At 69.2% G+C, this 17,862-nt stretch carries 14 protein-coding genes; 10 read left to right on the top strand and 4 right to left on the bottom strand.

From position 1 onward, the window contains the following. The first annotated feature begins 297 nt into the window (after positions 1 to 297). The 5 genes from UAA55_RS15310 to pyk all read left to right on the top strand — a co-directional run bounded on the left by UAA55_RS15310 (position 298) and on the right by pyk (position 7,213). A complete protein-coding gene (locus UAA55_RS15310) occupies positions 298 to 2,550 on the top strand; it encodes a DUF3141 domain-containing protein (protein WP_322953774.1) in 2,253 nt (750 codons plus the stop codon). A gap of 31 nt (positions 2,551 to 2,581) precedes the next feature. After that, positions 2,582 to 3,565, top strand: a complete 984-nt coding sequence (locus UAA55_RS15305) for a phosphate acetyltransferase (protein WP_416235196.1) — start codon at positions 2,582 to 2,584, stop codon at positions 3,563 to 3,565. Positions 3,566 to 3,569: 4 nt separating this feature from the next. Next, the gene (locus UAA55_RS15300; RefSeq protein ID WP_322953773.1) at positions 3,570 to 4,787 is read left to right on the top strand and encodes an acetate/propionate family kinase; all 1,218 of its coding nucleotides are present in this window, start codon (positions 3,570 to 3,572) and stop codon (positions 4,785 to 4,787) included. After that, entirely contained in the window at positions 4,784 to 5,578 is a 795-nt protein-coding gene (gene fabI, locus UAA55_RS15295) for an enoyl-ACP reductase FabI (protein ID WP_322953772.1), read from the top strand. The genes UAA55_RS15300 and fabI overlap by 4 nt, the downstream gene beginning before the upstream one ends. A gap of 216 nt (positions 5,579 to 5,794) precedes the next feature. Further along, a complete protein-coding gene (gene pyk, locus UAA55_RS15290; RefSeq protein WP_322953771.1) occupies positions 5,795 to 7,213 on the top strand; it encodes a pyruvate kinase in 1,419 nt (472 codons plus the stop codon). Positions 7,214 to 7,313: 100 nt separating this feature from the next. Here pyk and UAA55_RS15285 read toward each other — a convergent pair whose 3' ends face one another. The 4 genes from UAA55_RS15285 to UAA55_RS15270 all read right to left on the bottom strand — a co-directional run bounded on the left by UAA55_RS15285 (position 7,314) and on the right by UAA55_RS15270 (position 12,266). Next, positions 7,314 to 7,697, bottom strand: coding sequence for a VOC family protein (locus tag UAA55_RS15285; RefSeq protein ID WP_145610327.1), 384 nt, complete (start codon positions 7,695 to 7,697; stop codon positions 7,314 to 7,316). 125 nt (positions 7,698 to 7,822) lie between these two features. Further along, a complete protein-coding gene (locus UAA55_RS15280) occupies positions 7,823 to 9,127 on the bottom strand; it encodes an MFS transporter (RefSeq protein WP_322953770.1) in 1,305 nt (434 codons plus the stop codon). After that, positions 9,124 to 10,620, bottom strand: coding sequence for a M81 family metallopeptidase (locus tag UAA55_RS15275; protein ID WP_322953769.1), 1,497 nt, complete (start codon positions 10,618 to 10,620; stop codon positions 9,124 to 9,126). Before UAA55_RS15275 ends, UAA55_RS15280 begins: the two co-directional genes overlap by 4 nt. After that, complete coding sequence (locus UAA55_RS15270; protein WP_322953768.1) at positions 10,617 to 12,266, bottom strand: serine hydrolase domain-containing protein; 1,650 nt, start codon at positions 12,264 to 12,266, stop codon at positions 10,617 to 10,619. The genes UAA55_RS15275 and UAA55_RS15270 overlap by 4 nt, the downstream gene beginning before the upstream one ends. A 258-nt stretch (positions 12,267 to 12,524) precedes the next feature. Between UAA55_RS15270 and UAA55_RS15265 the strand changes: the two genes are divergently transcribed. The 5 genes from UAA55_RS15265 to UAA55_RS15245 all read left to right on the top strand — a co-directional run bounded on the left by UAA55_RS15265 (position 12,525) and on the right by UAA55_RS15245 (position 17,839). Beyond that, complete coding sequence (locus UAA55_RS15265) at positions 12,525 to 13,685, top strand: NAD(P)/FAD-dependent oxidoreductase (protein ID WP_322953766.1); 1,161 nt, start codon at positions 12,525 to 12,527, stop codon at positions 13,683 to 13,685. Between the two features lie 19 nt (positions 13,686 to 13,704). Further along, on the top strand, positions 13,705 to 14,451 hold the full coding sequence (locus UAA55_RS15260; RefSeq protein WP_322953765.1) for a helix-turn-helix domain-containing protein: 747 nt from the start codon (positions 13,705 to 13,707) through the stop codon (positions 14,449 to 14,451). After that, the gene (locus UAA55_RS15255; protein ID WP_322953762.1) at positions 14,427 to 15,965 is read left to right on the top strand and encodes a cation:proton antiporter; all 1,539 of its coding nucleotides are present in this window, start codon (positions 14,427 to 14,429) and stop codon (positions 15,963 to 15,965) included. The genes UAA55_RS15260 and UAA55_RS15255 overlap by 25 nt, the downstream gene beginning before the upstream one ends. Before the next feature lie 60 nt (positions 15,966 to 16,025). After that, positions 16,026 to 16,934 (top strand): alpha/beta fold hydrolase, encoded by a 909-nt coding sequence (locus tag UAA55_RS15250; protein WP_322953761.1) that lies wholly within the window; start codon positions 16,026 to 16,028, stop codon positions 16,932 to 16,934. 269 nt (positions 16,935 to 17,203) lie between these two features. Next, positions 17,204 to 17,839 carry a TetR/AcrR family transcriptional regulator gene (locus UAA55_RS15245; RefSeq protein ID WP_322953760.1) on the top strand — a complete coding sequence of 212 codons (636 nt, stop codon included), beginning with the start codon at positions 17,204 to 17,206 and terminating at the stop codon, positions 17,837 to 17,839. Positions 17,840 to 17,862: the final 23 nt, after the last annotated feature.

Below are 17,862 nucleotides of genomic sequence, written 5' to 3'. Positions count from 1 at the left end.
GTCTATTTTCCGATAGATCGTTGACATAGATCATAAATATGCGGCAACCGAACGCTTTATCCTGGAATGCGCTGGCGCCTGAGATGTCTTTAAGTATTATTGGTTAATAATCCGGCTGATATTCATTATTAAATGAAACAGAATCAATCAAATCATTAAAACATCTCGCCAGATTAGTTCTGGTGCCGAACTAACGTGAACCTCCGGAATAGCTTCTCCTATCCTTCATATTTCTCGCTTACAATTGCCGCGATGCAGCATTCTCCCCGAACAATGAACTTCATGGACACGGCACGAATGGCGAGCACGACGATCCCCACACGAACGGAACCGGCCCTTTATCCCGCGCCCTGGGCCCACCTGGCCCAGCAGGCCGTGGACTATTGGGTGGACGCGGGCCAACGTTCCCTGCTGTTCCTGGATGTGCTGCGCCAGCGCGGCAACGACCATTTCCAGCATATGGACGAGGCCTGGCCCAACGTCCTGAGCTTCCCCTATGAACTGGTCATGGACGGGCGGATGCTGGACCGGCCGGTGAACTACTGCCTGGTGCGCATCCTGCCCCCGGCCGACCGGCCCGCCAACCTCCGCCTGCGGCCCTTCGTCGTCTTCGACCCCCGGGCCGGCCACGGCCCCGGCATCGGCGGCATGAAGCATGACAGCGAGATCGGCGTGGCCATCGCCGAGCGGCACCCCTGCTACTTCGTCGGCTTCCTGCCCAAGCCGGTGCCGGGCCAGACGGTGGAGGATGTCTGCCGGGCGGAGGCCGCCTTCGTGGAAAAGGTGGCCGCGCTGCACCCCCAGGCCGACGGCAAGCCCACCCTGATCGGCAACTGCCAGGCGGGCTGGCAGGTCATGATGATGGCCGCGACCCGGCCGGATCTGACGGGGCCCATCGTGCTGGCGGGTTCCCCCCTCTCCTACTGGGCGGGGGTGCATGAGAAGAACCCCCTGCGCTACCTGGGCGGGCTGCTGGGCGGCACCTGGCTGACGACGCTGAGCGGCGACCTGGGCAACGGCATCTTCGACGGCGCCGCCCTGATCGCCAACTTCGAGAACATGAACCCGGCCAACACCCTGTGGAAAAAGAACTACGCCGTCTATTCCAAGGTCGACACCGAAGGCCCACGCTTCCTGGAGTTCGAGCGTTGGTGGGGCAGCCCCATCCTGCTGAACGCCGGGGAAATGCAATACATCGCCGATGAACTGTTCCTGGGCAACCGCCTGACCCGCGGCGGCATCGCCCTGTCGGACGGCACCAAGGTCGACCTGCGGGCGATCAAATCGCCCATCATCGTCTTCTGTTCCTGGGGTGACGACATCACCCCGCCGCAGCAGGCGCTGGACTGGATCCTGGACCTGTACGGCAGCGACGCGGATCTGGAGGCCGGCGGCCAGACCATCGTCTATTCCCTGCACCCCAGCATCGGCCACCTGGGCATTTTCGTCTCCGCTGCCGTGGCGACCAAGGAACATGACGAGTTCACCCGGACCATGGACCTGATCGACATGCTGCCACCCGGCCTTTATCAGGCCGTGTTCACGGAAAAGACGGGCGTGGCCCATGCCGAACTGGTGTCGGGACGATATCTGACGCGGTTCGAGCGGCGGGGCCTGGACGACATCCGGGCGCTGGGCGGCAACGACGCGCGCGACGACCGCCGGTTCGCCACCGTGGCCCGCGTCTCCGCCATCAACGGCGACCTGTACGCCCAGACCCTGCGCCCGGTGGTGCGGCAATTGGCGACGGATGAAAGCGCGGAGTGGCTGCGCCGCCTGCATCCCAACCGCCTGCGGTTCGAGGTGTTTTCCGACAAGAACCCCCTGATGCTCCCCATCGCCGCCCTGGCGGAAACGGCCCGCGCCCACCGCCGGCCCGTGGCGCCCGACAACCCCTTCCTGAAAGTGCAGGAAGCCGTGTCGGACAGCGTCATCCACGCGCTGGACACCTGGCGTGAGCTGCGCGACCGGGCGACGGAAACCTTCTTCCTGACGGTCTATGGTTCCGCCTTGTTGCAAGCCGCCATCGGCGTGGAGCCACCCGCGCGACAGCCAACGGACAGCCCGCCGCCAAACGAAAACAGGGGGGCCGATGCCGGCCACGACAAGCTGGCGACCGCCGTCACCCGCGCCTTGCTGTACGTCATGCAGGCGGACGCGCATCCCGGCGCCGATGAGCGGCGCTTCACCGTGTTGCGGGCCCTGCGCCATCACACCCCGGCGGACCAGCGGCTGAGCCTGGCCCAGTTCAAGGCCCTGGTCAGGGAACAATCGGCCCTTCTGCACCGGGACGAGGCGGCGGCCCTGGCGGCCCTACCCGCCCTGCTGCCGCCGGACGCGGAAATCCGGACCACGGCCGCCACAGCCCTGCGCCGCCTGGTGGAGGCCGGCGATCCGCCCAGCCCCGCCGTGTCGGCGCGGCTGGACCAGGTGATGGCCCTGTTCCAATCCACCGACACGCCGGCATCCGCAGCCGCGCCCGCTGCGGCGCCCAGCGCGGCCCACGCCCCGGCCAAACGGCGGCGTGGACGCGCCGGCGCCGCCGCCTGACCGCCTTCGACCGCCCGTACTGGAGACCGCCATGGACAGCCCCACCGCCGCGACCACCCCCCGGGTGCAGACCGACCTCGCCCGCCACAAGAAGTACCAGCGCCTGATCGCCGCCGCGCATCAGGCCGGCCCTCCGCCGACGGCCGTGGCCCATCCCTGCGACCAGAGCGCGCTGGAGGGCGCGGTGGACGGCGCCCGCCTGGGCCTGATCGCCCCCATCCTGGTGGGGCCGGAGGCGCGCATCCGCGCGGTGGCGGAGCAGGCGGGCCTGGACATCGCGTCCCTGCCCATCATCGACACGCCGCACAGCGTGGCCTCCGCTCAGCGGGCGGTGGAACTGGTGCGCGAAGGCAAGGCGGAGGCCCTGATGAAGGGCAGCCTGCACACGGACGAGCTGATGGGTGCGGTGGTGAAGACGGACACCGGCCTGCGCACCGCGCGCCGCCTCAGCCATTGCTTCGTCATGGACATTCCCGGCCATGACGACCCGCTGATCATCACCGACGCCGCCGTCAACATCACGCCCACGCTGGCGGAAAAGGTGGACATCGTCCAGAACGCCATCGATCTGGCGCTGATCCTGGGCTTCGGCGAGGTGCGCGTGGCCATCCTGTCGGCGGTGGAGACGGTGAACCCCAAGATCCCCTCCACCATCGAGGCGGCCGCCCTGTGCAAGATGGCAGAGCGTGGGCAGATCACCGGCGCCATCCTGGACGGCCCCCTGGCCCTGGACAACGCCATCAGCCCCGAGGCCGCCACCATCAAGCACCTGACATCCCCCGTCGCCGGGCATGCCAACGTGATCCTGGTTCCGGACCTGGAGGCCGGGAACATGCTGGCCAAGAGCCTGACCTTCCTGGCGGGGGCGGACGCCGCCGGCATCGTGCTGGGCGCCCGCGTGCCCGTCATCCTGACCAGCCGGGCCGACAGCGTGCCGGCGCGCCTCGCCTCCTGCGCCGTGGCGGCCCTGATCGCCCGGCACCGCCGCACCGTCTCGGCCATGGCGGTGGGGTGAGCCCATGCGCCGCAGAAAGATCAGCAACGCCATCATCGTCATCAACGCCGGCTCCTCCAGCATCAAGTTCTCGCTGTTCGCGGATGAGACCCGACAGTTGGAACTGTTCCTGAAAGGGCAGATCGAGGGGCTGCACACCAACAACGCCCACTTCATCGCCCGGCACCCCACCGGCGATGTGGTGGGGGAACAGCGCTGGACCGGCGCGGAGGCCGGCGCCTTCGACCATGACGCCGCCACGCGCTTCCTGATGGCGTTCATCAACACCCACCTGGAGGGCCACAAGGTGGAGGCGGTGGGCCATCGCATCGTCCACGGCGGCGGCGACTTCACCGCCCCGGCGGCGCTGAACGCCGCGGTGCTGGACCGGCTGGCGACCTTGGTGCCCCTGGCGCCCCTGCATCAACGGCACAACCTGGCGCCGGCGCGCAGCATCCTGGCCAGCACGCCCGGCCTGTTCCAGGTCGGCTGCTTCGACACCGCCTTCCATGCCAGCCAGCCGCCCCTGGCCCAGGCCTTCGCCCTGCCGGCGGAGATCACCGACCGGGGCGTGCGCCGTTATGGCTTCCACGGCCTGTCCTACGAGTACATCGCCTCCCACCTGGGCGAACTGGGCCTGGACGGCGCCAAGGTCATCGTGGCCCACCTGGGCAACGGCGCCAGCCTGTGCGCCATGGACAACGGGCGCAGCGTCGCCAGCACCATGGGCTTCACGGCGGTGGAGGGCCTGCCCATGGGCACCCGCAGCGGCACGTTGGATCCCGGCGTGCTGCTGTACCTGATGGATGAAATGCACATGGGGCCACGGGAGCTGGAAAAGCTGCTGTACCAGCGGTCCGGCCTGCTGGGGGTGTCCGGCCTCTCCAGCGACATGCGAACGCTGGAAACCTCGCCCGAACCCCGGGCCAAGCTGGCGGTGGACCTGTTCACCTACCGCATCGGGCGAGAGATCGGGTCGCTGGCGGCGGCGCTGGGTGGCCTGGACGCCCTGGTGTTCACCGCCGGCATCGGAGAGCATAGCGCCGGGGTGCGGGCCGCCGTCTGCCACCACGCCGGCTGGCTGGGCGTGACGCTGGATGTCGAGGCCAACGCCCGGCCCGAGGCCGGCGCCACCCGGATCAGCGCGCCCGGCAGCCGCGTGGCCGCCTGGATCGTGCCGACGGATGAGGAACAGATGATCGCCCGCCACACGCGGCGCCTGCTGACGGACGCGACCCCATGACCACGGACATCCATCCCCCCACCCCCCACCGCATCCTGGCCGGCAAGCGCGCCCTGGTGGTGGGCATCGCCAACGACCAGTCCATCGCCTATGGCTGCGCCAAGGCCTTCCGCGAGGTGGGGGCGGAGCTGGCGCTGACCTACCTGAACGACAAGGCCAAGCCGCATGTGGAGCCGCTGGCGCAGGAGCTGGGCGCGCCCCTGTTCCTGCCGCTGGACGTGACGGCGCCGGGGCAGCTGGAGGCGGTGTTCGACGCGGTGCGCCATACCTGGGGCGGGCTGGACATCCTGGTCCATTCCATCGCCTACGCCCCCAAGGAGGATCTGAAGGGCGGCCTGTTGGACTGCTCGGCGGAGGGCTTCGCCCGCGCCATGGACATCTCCTGCCATTCCTTCATCCGCATGGCCAAGCTGGCAGCGCCCTTGATGACGCACGGCGGCGCCATGTTCGCCATGAGCTACCTGGGTGCCGACCGCGTGGTGCCCAATTACAACGTCATGGGCCCGGTCAAGGCGGCGCTGGAGGCGTCGTGCCGCTACCTGGCGCATGAGCTGGGGCCGCAGCACATCCGGGTGCACGCCCTGTCGCCCGGCCCGCTGATGACCCGGGCGGCATCGGGCCTGAAGGACTTCGACCGCCTGCTGAATGACGCCATAAGCCGCGCGCCGGTTGGGGAATTGGTCGACATCATGGATGTGGGCTACACCTGCGCCTACCTGGCCAGCCCCTTCGCCCGCCGGCTGACAGGCAGCACCCTTTATATCGACGGGGGTGCCAACATCGTGGCATGACCGTCCCACGCCCCCTGCTAGCGCCCGCCTGTCATGTAGTAAAATTACCGCCCTTAACGGGAATTTCGCATATCCCCATGTTGTTGTCGACGGACGAAGCGGTTACCATCGCCGCCAACCGGACCGGGCAACCGTTGGCCATGCCGACGATGCGCCCGGGCACCGTTTCCAACCGGCCTTCACTTCTGGGGCGGCCCGCCAGGGCCGAAAACAACAATGCGTCGCCACCGCCGTGCCAAGATCGTCGCCACCGTCGGACCCGCCAGCAACTCGCCCGAGATGCTGAAGGCGCTGTTCCTGGCGGGCGTCGACACCTTCCGCCTGAACTTCAGCCACGGCACCCATGAGGACCATGCCAAGGTCCATGCCCACATCCGGGCGCTGGAGAAGGAGGTGGGCCGGCCCATCGGCATCCTGCAGGATCTGCAGGGTCCCAAGATCCGCGTCGGCACCATCAAGGACGGCAAGATCACGGTGGCCAAGGGCGACACCATCCGCTTCGTGCTGAAGGGCCAGGACGGCGACCGCGACGCCATCCCCCTGCCGCATCCCGAGATTTTCGCCGCCGTCCTGCCGGGCCACCACCTGCTGATCGACGACGGCCGCGTGCGCGTGAAGGTGACCAGCCTGGGCGACGACGCCATGACGGCCGAGGTCATCTTCGGCGGTGTCATCTCCAACCGCAAGGGCGTGAACCTGCCCGGCACCCTGCTGAACCTGTCGCCGCTGACCGCCAAGGACCGCGCCGACCTGGAATTCGGCCTGAACCTGGGCGTGGACTGGGTGGCCCTGTCCTTCGTGCAGAAGCCCAGCGACATGATCGAGGCGCGCGGCCTGATCGGCGACCGCGCCGGCCTGATGGCCAAGATCGAGAAGCCGCAGGCCCTGGACCAGATCGACGACATCATCCGCCTGTCGGACGCCATCATGGTGGCCCGCGGCGACCTGGGTGTGGAAATCCCGCAGGAGGAGGTGCCCGGGCGCCAGAAGGAACTGGTGCGGGCCTGCCGCCTGGCGGTGAAGCCGGTCATCGTCGCCACCCAGATGCTGGACAGCATGGTGGCCGCCCCCACCCCCACCCGCGCCGAGGCGTCGGACGTGGCCACCGCCATCTATGACGGCGCCGACGCCGTCATGCTGTCGGCGGAATTGGCCAGCGGCGCCTATCCACTGGAAGCGGTCTCCATGATGGACCGCATCATCGCCACCACCGAGCGGCACAAGCTGTACCACTCCCTCATCCGCGCGTCGGAGCCGGGGGAGGAGCAGACGCCGCCGCACGCCGTTGCCGCCGCCGCCGCCGACCTGGCGGAGGCCGTGCGCGCGCCGGTCATCGTCGCCTTCACCTCCAGCGGCACCACCGCCGCCCGCATCGCCCGCAAGCGCCCGGAAGTGGCCATCCTGGCCATCACCGCCGACCAGGCCGTGTCGCGCCGCCTGTGCCTGCTGTGGGGCACGCACAGCGCCCTGTCGGAGGACATCCACTCCTACGAGCAGATGGTGGATGTCGCCACCGCCGTGTCGCAGAGCGCGGAATTCGCCAAGCTGCACGACCAGATCATCGTCGTGGCCGGCATCCCCTTCGCCCAGGCCGGCACCACCAACAACCTGCGCATGCTGCAGATCGGGGGGTAAGGGCCTCGCACGCGGAACGCGGTCGCGTCCTGCGGCAAGCGTTCAAAGACAAACGGCGCCGCAGCGATGCGGCGCCGTTTTCATTTGGCCGCGGGGACGGTCATTCGGGCTTGAAGCAGTAGGCCGCCAGCTTGTTGCCGTCCAGGTCACGCGCATAGGCCGCGTAGGCGTTGGGCGCCCAGCCGCGGGGCCCCGGCTTGCCCTCGCACACGCCGCCCTTGGCCAGGGCCTCGGCATGGAAGGCGTCGACCATGGCGCGGTTGGGCGCCTCGAAACTCACCGTGACGCCATTGCCGACGGTGGCGGGCTGGCCGTTGGCCGGCTTCAGCACGAAGAAGGACGGCTTGTCCTCACCCCAGATTGAACCGTTGTCACCCAGGTCAGCCACCCGTTTCAGGCCCAGCTTGCCCAGCACGTCGTCATAGAAGCCCCGGGCCTTGGCCAGGTCGTTGGTGCCGACGGAAACGTGGGTGTAGATCGCCATAGTCTTTCCTCCCCTCAATTCTTCGCGGAATGGGTAGGATGACTATAGACAGGCGGCAAAACTCAACAATGCTGCCATATGACGATTGACTTTTTCCCCTGAAAAACAATTCAAGGGTTTATTGTCTACGCCCCTTCAGACCGCGCCACGCGCATGGCCCGCCAGAAGGTCGACACCCCCGCCAGGCTGGCCAGCGCGCCCTCCAGCGCCAGGGCGGCGGGCAAATGTTCCTCGCCCCCCAGTCCCTGCGCCAGCAGGCTGACGACGCTGGGCGCCAGGCCCAGGCTGATGAAAACCCCGAGCGCGCTCATGAGGCCCAGGCACAAGCCGCGCAGATGGTTGGGCACCAGCAGGGTCATGGCCGACGCCACGCCCACGGCCACGATGGCGCCCGCCACCATCAGCAGGGCCAGCAGCAGGGCGAACACCGGGACGCCGGGCGCCAGGGCGAACAGGGCGGCCGGCACCGACAGGGCCGCCCCCAGCAGCGCCCCCCACAAAATGCCGCCCCGGGCGTCCCGCCGGTGTCCCCAGTCGGCCGCCAAACCGCCCAGAACGGTGCCGCCAATGCCAGACAGGCCCAGCAGCACACCCATCCAGCCGCTGAAGTCCGCCGGCTGCAGGCCGAAGGATCGCGTCAGCACCGGCACCGCCCAGACGGTGGCGGCGGCGTCGCCCATGTTGACGGTGATCATGCCCGCCATCAGGGGTGCCACCAGGCGGCGCAGGCGCCACAGCTCCGCCAGGGCGGGCGCCAGCTTGGGCGATACGTCCGGCACCGTGTCCGCCGCGCTTCCCTGCCGGGTGGGCTCGGGCAGCCAGAGCAGCAGGGCGGTGGGAACCAGCATCAGCAGGGCCACCAGCAGCATCGTGGCCCGCCAGGCCGTCAGGCCCAGCCACCCGGCCTGCCCCACCCCTGGCGTCAGCGTTCCCACCAGGGCTCCGCCCCCGGCGAAAGCCGCCGCCATCCCCGCCGCCTGGCCGATCACCATGACCATGACGGCCCGGCCCCGCCGTTCCGGCGTGGACAGGTCGGCGGTCAGCGACAGGATGGCCGGCACGGCGCCGGCCGCGCCCAGCCCCACCAGCATGCGGCCCACGAACAAGCTGCCGAAACCCCAGGCCAGTCCCGACAGGACCGTGCCCGCGATCCACAGCGCGGACAGGGCCAGCAGCAGGGTCACCCGCCGGGTGCGGTCCACCAGCCGGCCGATGGGCACCGCCAGCGCCGCCACGGGCAGGGCCAGCGCCATGCCCTGGATCAAGCCCACCTGGTTGTCGGACAGACCCATATCGGCCTTGGCCAGTTCCTGCACCGGCGACAGCAGGGTGCGCGCCACCATGCCCGCCAGCATGGCCAGCGCCAGGACCGCCAGGGCGCGGAGGCGCCCCCATGGCGCCGCCGGCATGGGCACCGCCGCATCGGTCACGACATGGGGTCCAAAGGCCAGATGGGCCGGCGCAGATGGCGGTAGGGCAGCGCCCCCAGGTTCATGTTCAAGGACCCCGGGGCGTCGCAATAGACGGTGGCCGAAGATATGGCGTCGAAGGTGGCCCGGAAATGCTGTGTGGACTTCACCACCACCAGGGCCTTGGCCGAAAGGTCGATGCCCAATTCGGTGAAGCAATCGGGCGAGAAGGTCTGCTGCCGGATGCTGTTCAGCACGATGTCCCAGGTGCCAGCGCGCAGGGCCACGGCCAGGCCGATGGGGTCGTCGCCGTCCGTGGCCAGGCCGCGCTGGCGGATGTCGTCGCGCACCGCCGTCACCGTGACCTCCAGGTCGACCGGATCGCCGGACAGGGGGCCGACCTTGCCGCCGATGCGCAAGGGCAGTTGGGCGCCCACGCCGGCGTCGGCCGCGATCAAGGCCGCCTGCGGGTCCCAGATCATGCCCAGCGCCACGTCCTGGACGCCCCGGTCCAGCAGCGCGCGCAGGACGAAGGTGCTGTCGCAGGCGGCGCCGCCACCGGGATTGTCGGAGCTGTCGGCCAAGACCACCGGCTTGCCGGATCCCATCAGGCCCACGGCCTTGTCCACCGCCTGGTCCAGGGGCAGGCGCTCCTGCAGGGGTGCGGCCGTGACGATGGCCTGGAAGTCGGCGGCGATGGCGGCTAGCACGCGGTCGACAGCGGCGAGGTCGCTGCCGTCCGACACCACCAGGACGGCGGCGCCGGTATGTTCAGTGTCGGCCCAGATGAAGCCGTGCATCATCGAGACGGACAGCACGCCGTCCCGCCCCTCATAGCCCGCCAACCGGTCGACGAAGCCGCGCATGGGCTGCTCCGTCGTGCCGAACAGGCCCATCACCGGCACCTTGCGGATGTGGGTCCTGGCCCTTGGGCCGCCGCGCGCCATGGCGGACAGGATGGTGTACAGTTCCCCCATGCGGGCCAGGAAATCGGTGTGGGGATATTCCTTGCAGGCGATGATGACCGCGCCGCTGTCCATCATGGCCTGGGTGGCGTTGCCGTGCAGGTCCAAAGTCACGCCCACCGGCATCTCCGGCCCGACCAGGGCGCGCACATGGGTCAGCAGGTCGCCTTCGCAGTCAGGGTAGTCCTGCCCCACCATGGCGCCGTGCAGGGCCAGCACCACCATGTCCACCCGCTCCGCCGCCATGGCCGCCTTGAGATCGGCCAGAAGGGCGTCGCGCAGGCACTCATAGACGCCGCGCGGCACAAGACCGGAGGGCTGGGCCCCGGCGGTCGGACCATCGATCACCCGGTCGCCGTGCCCCTCCGCCACCGTGAACAGGTCGCCGTAGGCCGGCAGCACCCGCGCGCGGGCCAGGGTGGCGGGGTCCCGCCCCACGTGCCGCAGGTCGTTGGTGAAGGACCGCATGGACGTCGGCAGGGGGGAGAAGCTGTTGGTCTCGTGCACCAGGCCGGCGACATAGACCGTGAGGGGATCGGCGCGCGTCATGCCACCACCTTGCGGAAACGCAGCCGCCGGGTGCGGCCGCTATTGAAGGTAAAGCCCTGGTTGTCGAAGGCGATCAGTCCGCCGACGATGGGCACGGCCAGATCCAGGGGCTTGGCATCCCATAGGCCGGGCGCCAGGTTCACCAGACAGTGGCGCACGGTGCCGTGGCGGCCGGTGAAGACCAGGCGACCCGCCTTGCCATCCCCGTCGGCCTCCACCGCCGCCGTCGTGCCCGACGCGGCGGCGGCGTACCGGCCAGCCACGGCGCGCAGATCGGCCTCCGGATCCGGCTCCAGCAACACCAGTTCGCGGTCCACCCCGAATTCCACGGCGCGCAAGGTCTTGGGCGCCTCCTGCGTTTCCGGCACATCCAGGCCCATGTGGAAGACGGCGACGTTGGGGCGCAGCAGGCCGTCCGGCGTCCGCACCAGCGGCAGCCTCATGCCACTCATGCTGATGATGGCCCTGCCCTCATGCCGCGCCAGGCCGAAGGTGCCGCCGTTGTGCGGGCTGTAATAGGTACCGGCGGGGATGACGCCCTGATACGGCTCAAGCTTGGGACCCAGGCCCGGCACGCAGGCGTCGATGATCCTGGCGGCCAGATCCATGGGGTCGAGGCCGGCACGGTTGGCCATGATAATGATGTCCAGCCCATGGTCGGGCAGGGTGATCATCTGACTGGACCCGCCCATGACGCCGCCGGCGTGGTGCACGGTGCGCACCCCGCGATAGGGTGTGTCCATCAGGCCCAGGCCGTAGCCGGTGACATAGCCGTTGGCCAGCACCGCCGGCTCCACCATGCGGCGCCAGGTCTCGGCGCTACCCACCGTCGGCCGGCCGGCCAAGCCCGCGCGCAGGTGCGCCAGCCAGCGCAGCATGTCGTCAACGGTGGAGACGATGCCGCCCTCGGCCGCGATCTCCGCGCCCAGGGGCTGGCGGTAATAATCGCCCTTGCCGTCCACCATGTGCAGCGACGCGCTGTTGGGAACATAGTCGGTATCGACCAGGCGCAGCAGGGTGTCGTTCATGCCCAGGGGGCGGAACAGGTGGTCACGGAAGAAGTCGCCCAGCCTCATCCCCGACAGCCGCTCGATGGCCAGCGACAGCAGGACGTAGCCGCCGTTGTTGTAGCACCACTCCTCCCCCGCCTGGAAATTCACGTCGTCATCATCGGCCATCAGCCGCATGCAGTCGGCGGTGGACAGGTATCGGCCGAGGCCGCTGAGCTGCAGCGCCAGTTCCAGGCTGCAGCGCAGGCCACCGACGTGGTTCATCAGCTGGCGCATGGTGACATCGGCCGCCGCCCGCGCCATTTCCGGCACATGCCTGGCCACCGGGTCGTCCAGGCCAGCCAGCCCTTCCTCCACCAGCAGCATGTAGGCCAGGGCGCCGAAATGCTTGGTGGTGGACCCGATGCGCATGCGGATGGCGGGTGACAGGGTGACCGGCAGCTCCAGGCTGGCCAGGCCGAAGCCCTTGCGGTAGAGGGGCACGCCGTCCAGCGCCACCCCCACCGCCACGCCCGGCAAATGGGTGGTGTCCAGGGCCGCGAAGATCGCGTCCAGGGCGGCTCCGTCCACCGCCGCCTTCGCCTCTTCCGTCGCGGCCGGGACCAAGCCCGCGCCGTCGCCCGTTCCCCTGCCCATCGCAGCCCTCCCGCCGTTGACGGGATAGTTCGCGACGGCCGCGTTTCCTGTCAAGAGACTATTTCTCCAAATTGAGAACAATTCGTCAGAAATCGGGTCGGTGTCCCTATATAATATATTGTTTAATATTAATTTTTTTATGTTTCTTTCGTGAAACAATATCTGAAACACCGCGGCCCGAGAGCCGGCTTGGCGCTGGACAGCCGCAAGCCGGCGTGCCACATTTTTCTCTAATTGGAGAATATCGCGGGCTGAGAGATGGAATTGGACAGGTACGACGTCATCGTCATCGGTGCCGGCATGGGCGGTGCCGCCCTGGCGGCGGAGCTGAGCCCCCACGCGCGTGTGCTGGTGCTGGAGGCGGAAGCTCGGCCGGGCGTGCACTCCACCGGCCGATCCGCCGCGCTCTATGCCGCCGCCTATGGCGGGCCGGACGTGCGGGCGCTGACCCGGGCCAGCCGCGCCTTTTTCGATGCGCCGCCCGAGGGCTTCGCCGACCATCCGCTGCTGTCCCCGCGCGGCCTGCTGTACGTCGCCACGGCGGAGCAGGCGCCCCGCCTGATGGATTTCCTGGCGGAGATCGGCGACAGCGTGCGGACGATACCCATGGCCGACGCCATGGCCCAGATGCCCCTGTTGCGGCCGGAGTACGTGGCGGTGGCCGCGCTGGCGCAAACGGGCAGCGCCATGGACATCGACGTCGACGCCCTGCACCAGGGCTATCTGCGCCTGGCCAGGCGCGGGGGCGCCACCCTGCTGACCGACGCGCCCGCCACCGCCCCGCGCCGCGAGGGTGATCTGTGGGTGCTGCGCGTGGGCGACCGCGAGGTCGCGGCTCCCAAAGTGGTGAATGCCGCCGGCGCCTGGGCGGAACGGGTGGGCCAAGCCTTCGGCGCCGCCCCCCTGGGCCTGACGCCGCTGAAGCGTACCGCCCTGCTGGTCGATCCACCGCCGGGCCACGACACCGACCGCTGGCCCGGCGTGTTCGACACCGATGAGCAGTTCTACGTGAAGCCGGACGCCGGCAAGCTGCTGCTGTCCCCGGCGGACGAAACCCCCAGCGAGCCCTGCGACGCCCAGCCGGAGGAGCTGGACGTGGCCATCGCCGTGGATCGGGTGCAGCAGGCGCTGGACCTGCCGGTGCGCCGCGTCACCCACGCCTGGGCGGGCCTGCGCACCTTCGTGTCCGACCGACAGCCGGTGGTGGGCCCGGATTCCACCGTGCCCGGCCTCTATTGGTGCGCCGGCCAGGGCGGTTACGGCATCCAGATGGCGCCCGCCCTGGCGCGCCTGGCCGCCAGCCTGGTGCTGGATCGGGCGGTGCCGGACGACATCCTGGCCGAAGGGCTGGTGCTGGCCAACGTGTTGCCCCACCGTCTGACCAGCACCGCTTGCGCGCCGGACAAGCCGCTGGAATAAAGGGCGGATCACGTCCCCCATGAGCGACAGGATGAAGAAGAACGCCACCTTGGGCCAGTTGATCGGCGCGCTGCGCCAGCGCAACGGCTGGACCCTGAAGCAGATGAGCGACAAGGTGGGCATCCCCTTGTCCACCCTGGCCAAGGTGGAGGGCGACAAGCTGTCGCTGAGCTACGACAAGCTGGAGCAGTTCACCAGCCGGCTGGGCCTGAGCATGGCCGAATTCCTGGCGCAGGGCCAAGGTCACGGCGCCGCCGCCAGTGACGGCCCGCCCGTCATCACCGGCAGGCGCAGCCTGACCAGCGACAGCAATTCCGTGCGCATCCACACCGGCGCCTATGATTACGAATACCTCTGCACCGACCTGCGGCGGAAGCGCATGGTGCCCATCCTGACCCAGGTGCTGGCCCACACCCTGGACGAGTTCGGCGACCTGGTGCGCCACCAGGGGGAGGAGTTCATCTACGTGGTGGATGGCACCATCGAGGTGCACCTGGAGTTCTACGCCCCCGTGACCCTGCGCCAGGGCCAGGGCATCTACATCGACAGCATGATGGGCCACGCCTACCTGGCCAAGGACTGCGAGCGCGCCCTGGTGCTGGGCGTCTGTTCCAGCGACGACGGCAACCTGCAGGGGGACTTGATCACCCTGGCGGAAAATCGGCGGAGCGTCCCGCCTGACGGCTGCCCTTACGCCGGCGAAATGCTAGGTTGCCCCGGCTTGGGAAAGGCGGGGACAACGTGGCGCTGTTTGAAAGCATGCTGACGCTGGTGGTGGCGGCCATCCTGCTGCTGCAGGTGTCGCGCCGCCTGGCCCTGCCCTACCCCGCCCTGCTGGCCCTGGCCGGCGGGCTGGTGGCGGCCCTGCCCTGGTCGCCGCAGATCAGCATGGACCCGCGGCTGGCGTTGACCCTGTTCATCGCCCCCACCCTGCTGGACGCGGCCTATGACCTGCCGCCGCGATCCCTGCGGCCCTTGTGGATACCGCTGGTGGCGCTGGCCGGCCTGGCCGTCGTGCTGACCACGGCCGCCGTCGCCTGGGCCGGCGTGGCCCTGGCGGGCATGCCCCTGGTGGCGGCCGTGGCCCTGGGCGCCATCGTCGCCCCGCCGGACGCGGCGGCGGCCACCACCATGCTGGGCCGCTTCAGCCTGCCCCGCCGCACCGTCACGGTGCTGAAGGGCGAAAGCCTGCTGAACGACGCCGTGGCCCTGCTGATCTTCGCCACGGCGGTGGGCTGGGCGCGGGACGGCAGCCTGGAGAAGTTGGCGCCGGAGGTGGCGCTGGCCGTGCCTGGCGGCCTGCTGCTGGGCTACCTGACGGCGCGCGCCTACATCGTGCTGTCGCGGCCGCTGGAAGGCACGCTGGGCGGGACCATCGCCAGCTTCGCCGGCACCTTCACCGTCTGGGTCATCGCCGACCGGCTGCACCTGTCCGCCATCCTGGCCGTGGTGGCCAACGCCATGACCCTGGCCCACCACGTGCCCTATCGCCAGCGGGCTCGCGACCGCGTCAACACCTACGCCGTGTGGGGCACGGTGGTCTTCCTGCTGAACGTCCTGGCCTTTCTGCTGACCGGCCTGCAGGCCCGCAGCATCCTCAGCCACCTGGGCGACGGACAGCTGGACCGCGCCCTGGCGTTCGCCGGCACGGTGCTGGCCGTGGTGGTGGGCGTGCGGCTGGTCTGGGTCATGCTGTACAACCGCCTGGTCAACCTGATCGCCCGCTGGGGCTGGTACGACCAGCCGCCCACCCTGGCCCAGGGCCTGGTCGTGTCCTGGTGCGGCATGCGGGGACTTGTGACCCTGGCGACGGCGCTGGCCTTGCCCGAGGGCTTCCCCGAGCGCGACCTGATCGTGCTGTGCGCCCTGGCCGTGGTGCTGGGCACCCTGGTGGCGCAGGGCCTGACCCTGGGGCCATTGATCCGCCTGTTGCGTTTCCCATCGGACGACAGCCTGTCCCATGACCTGACGTTCGCGCGCGGCGCCCTGCTGGATGCCGCTCTCGCCACCTTGCGGGACAAGGACGGCGACGGCGCCCGCCTGATGCGCGAGATCTATGAGCGCGACCGCGCCGCCATATCCTCCGGCCGGCACCCGCGCGAGGCCAGCGAAACCGCCCAGCTGCGCCGCGAGACCATCGCCGCCAAGCGCCGCGCCCTGGCCAACCTGCGGCGCGGCGGCCGCATCGACGACGACGTGTTCCATACCCTGGAGCAGGAGCTGGACTGGGCTGAGCTGGCGGCGGCCTTGCCTGATGAGTTGGAACTGGCCGAAAGCTGAGCATCGGCTTATGCAAAGCTTGCATCACCGCCGGCAACCGGCTGGGGGCATGCTGGCGGCATGAACGCGATCTTCGTTGAGCGGGGCCCCAGCCCCTTCCTGGCCGGATTCCGCCTGGCGGACGTCACCGTCGATACCGGCGTCACCCTGCGGGCGGCCCTCGCCGGGAACGGGCCGCCCCTGTTGCTGTTGCACGGTCACCCGCAGACCCATGTCACCTGGCGCAAGATCGCCCCGGCCCTGGCCCGGCGTTTCACCGTGGTGGCGGCCGACCTGCGCGGCTATGGCGACAGCGCCAAGCCGGAAAGCGACGCCGAGCATGCGCCCTATGCCAAGCGGGCCATGGCGCTGGACATGGTGCTGATGATGCGGGCCCTGGGGCATGACCGTTTCGCTGTGGCGGGTCATGACCGGGGCGGCCGGGTGGCGCACCGCATGGCGCTGGATCATGCGGACGCCGTCACCCGCCTGGCCCTGCTGGACGTGGCGCCCACCGCCACCATGTACGCCCTGACCAACCAGGAGTTCGCCACCCGGTATTTCTGGTGGTTCTTCCTGATCCAGCCGGCGCCCCTGCCGGAACGGCTGATCGCCGCCGACCCGGAATTCTTCCTGCGCGGCCACATCGACCGGCAGAACAAGATCGCCGGCGCCACCGAACCGGCGGCTTTCGCCGAGTATCTGCGCTGCTACCAGGACCCCGCCACCCGCCACGCCATCTGTGAGGACTATCGCGCCGCCGCCACCATCGACCTGGCGCACGACTCGGCCGATGCCCACCGGCGGGTGACGGCGCCGCTGCTGGCCCTGTGGGGCGCGCACGGCACGGTGGGCCGGCTGTACGACGTGCTGGCCACCTGGCGGGAGAAGGCCACCGACGTGCGCGGCCGGGCGCTGGACTGCGGCCACACCCTGCAGGAAGAGCGGCCGGACGAGGTGTTGGCCGCCTTCCTGGACTTTTTCGCCTAATCCTTTCCAGTCGTGGGATCAAAGGGGGCGGACTTGTCGCCCTCGCCGGCCAACCCACGCTTCCGGTGGGGCGGGGCGACGGCCCGATAAGGATTGCATCCTAATAATTATTCTATACACTGTCCGAGTGACGATATTGTCAATGTGTCAATTGTCACATACATAGGGACCTTCGGACCCATCATCCGCAGGGCTTGCCGCCCGGCACGGCCATAGGGCGGCAAGCGGATCGGTTCGCGCCAGGTCCCTTTTTTGAAGGTCGCACGCCCATGACCACCGCAGCGCGCCCCACCCCCGCCAGCCCGGCCTCCGCCGGCCAGCGCGGCCCCCTCGACCATGAGCGCCGCGCCCAGATCGTCGAAGCCGCCGACCAGCATTTCCGTTATTACGGCTATCACAAGACCACGGTGGCGGACCTGGCCAAGGCCATCGGCCTGTCCACGGCCTACATCTACAAATTCTTCAGCAGCAAGCAGGCCATCGGCGAGGCCATCTGCGCCCGCTGCCTGAGCGAGATCACCGCGCAGTTGCGGGTGATCATGGGTGAGCCCGCGTCCGCGGCGGAACGCCTGCGCCGCGTCTATCCCACCCTGGCGCGGGCCGGCGCCGCCCTGTTCTTCGAGGAACGCCGGCTGCACGACATCGTCGTCACCGCCGTCACCGAGAACTGGCACGCCGGCACGACGTACGAGGAAGAGTTGCGGGACATGGTGCGCGCCCTGGTCGTCGCCGGCCGCGAGGCCGGGGAGTTCGAACGCGAGACCCCGCTGGACGAGGTGTGCCTGGCGATCGAGGAAACGCTGTGGCCGTTCGCCCACCCCCTGATGCTGGAAGAGAAGCTGGACATGTTGGACACCACCACGGCGGCGGTGGCGGGGTTGGTGTTGCGCAGCCTGCGGCCCTGACATGTGATAAGTGATGTATGAAA

Origin of the sequence: Nitrospirillum guanabarense (assembly GCF_034653355.1) — a bacterium.
GTDB lineage: Bacteria > Pseudomonadota > Alphaproteobacteria > Azospirillales > Azospirillaceae > Nitrospirillum.
Note: the sequence above shows the minus strand (reverse complement) of the source record. Positions and strands in the feature narration are given on the sequence as shown.

Coding starts and splice junctions, on each gene's coding strand:
- UAA55_RS15310 (WP_322953774.1), top strand. CDS start 298: ATGGCGAGCACGACGATCCCCACACGAACGGAACCGGCCCTTTATCCC.
- UAA55_RS15305 (WP_416235196.1), top strand. CDS start 2,582: ATGGACAGCCCCACCGCCGCGACCACCCCCCGGGTGCAGACCGACCTC.
- UAA55_RS15300 (WP_322953773.1), top strand. CDS start 3,570: ATGCGCCGCAGAAAGATCAGCAACGCCATCATCGTCATCAACGCCGGC.
- fabI (WP_322953772.1), top strand. CDS start 4,784: ATGACCACGGACATCCATCCCCCCACCCCCCACCGCATCCTGGCCGGC.
- pyk (WP_322953771.1), top strand. CDS start 5,795: ATGCGTCGCCACCGCCGTGCCAAGATCGTCGCCACCGTCGGACCCGCC.
- UAA55_RS15285 (WP_145610327.1), bottom strand. CDS start 7,697: ATGGCGATCTACACCCACGTTTCCGTCGGCACCAACGACCTGGCCAAG.
- UAA55_RS15275 (WP_322953769.1), bottom strand. CDS start 10,620: ATGACGCGCGCCGATCCCCTCACGGTCTATGTCGCCGGCCTGGTGCAC.
- UAA55_RS15270 (WP_322953768.1), bottom strand. CDS start 12,266: ATGGGCAGGGGAACGGGCGACGGCGCGGGCTTGGTCCCGGCCGCGACG.
- UAA55_RS15265 (WP_322953766.1), top strand. CDS start 12,525: ATGGAATTGGACAGGTACGACGTCATCGTCATCGGTGCCGGCATGGGC.
- UAA55_RS15260 (WP_322953765.1), top strand. CDS start 13,705: ATGAGCGACAGGATGAAGAAGAACGCCACCTTGGGCCAGTTGATCGGC.
- UAA55_RS15250 (WP_322953761.1), top strand. CDS start 16,026: ATGAACGCGATCTTCGTTGAGCGGGGCCCCAGCCCCTTCCTGGCCGGA.
- UAA55_RS15245 (WP_322953760.1), top strand. CDS start 17,204: ATGACCACCGCAGCGCGCCCCACCCCCGCCAGCCCGGCCTCCGCCGGC.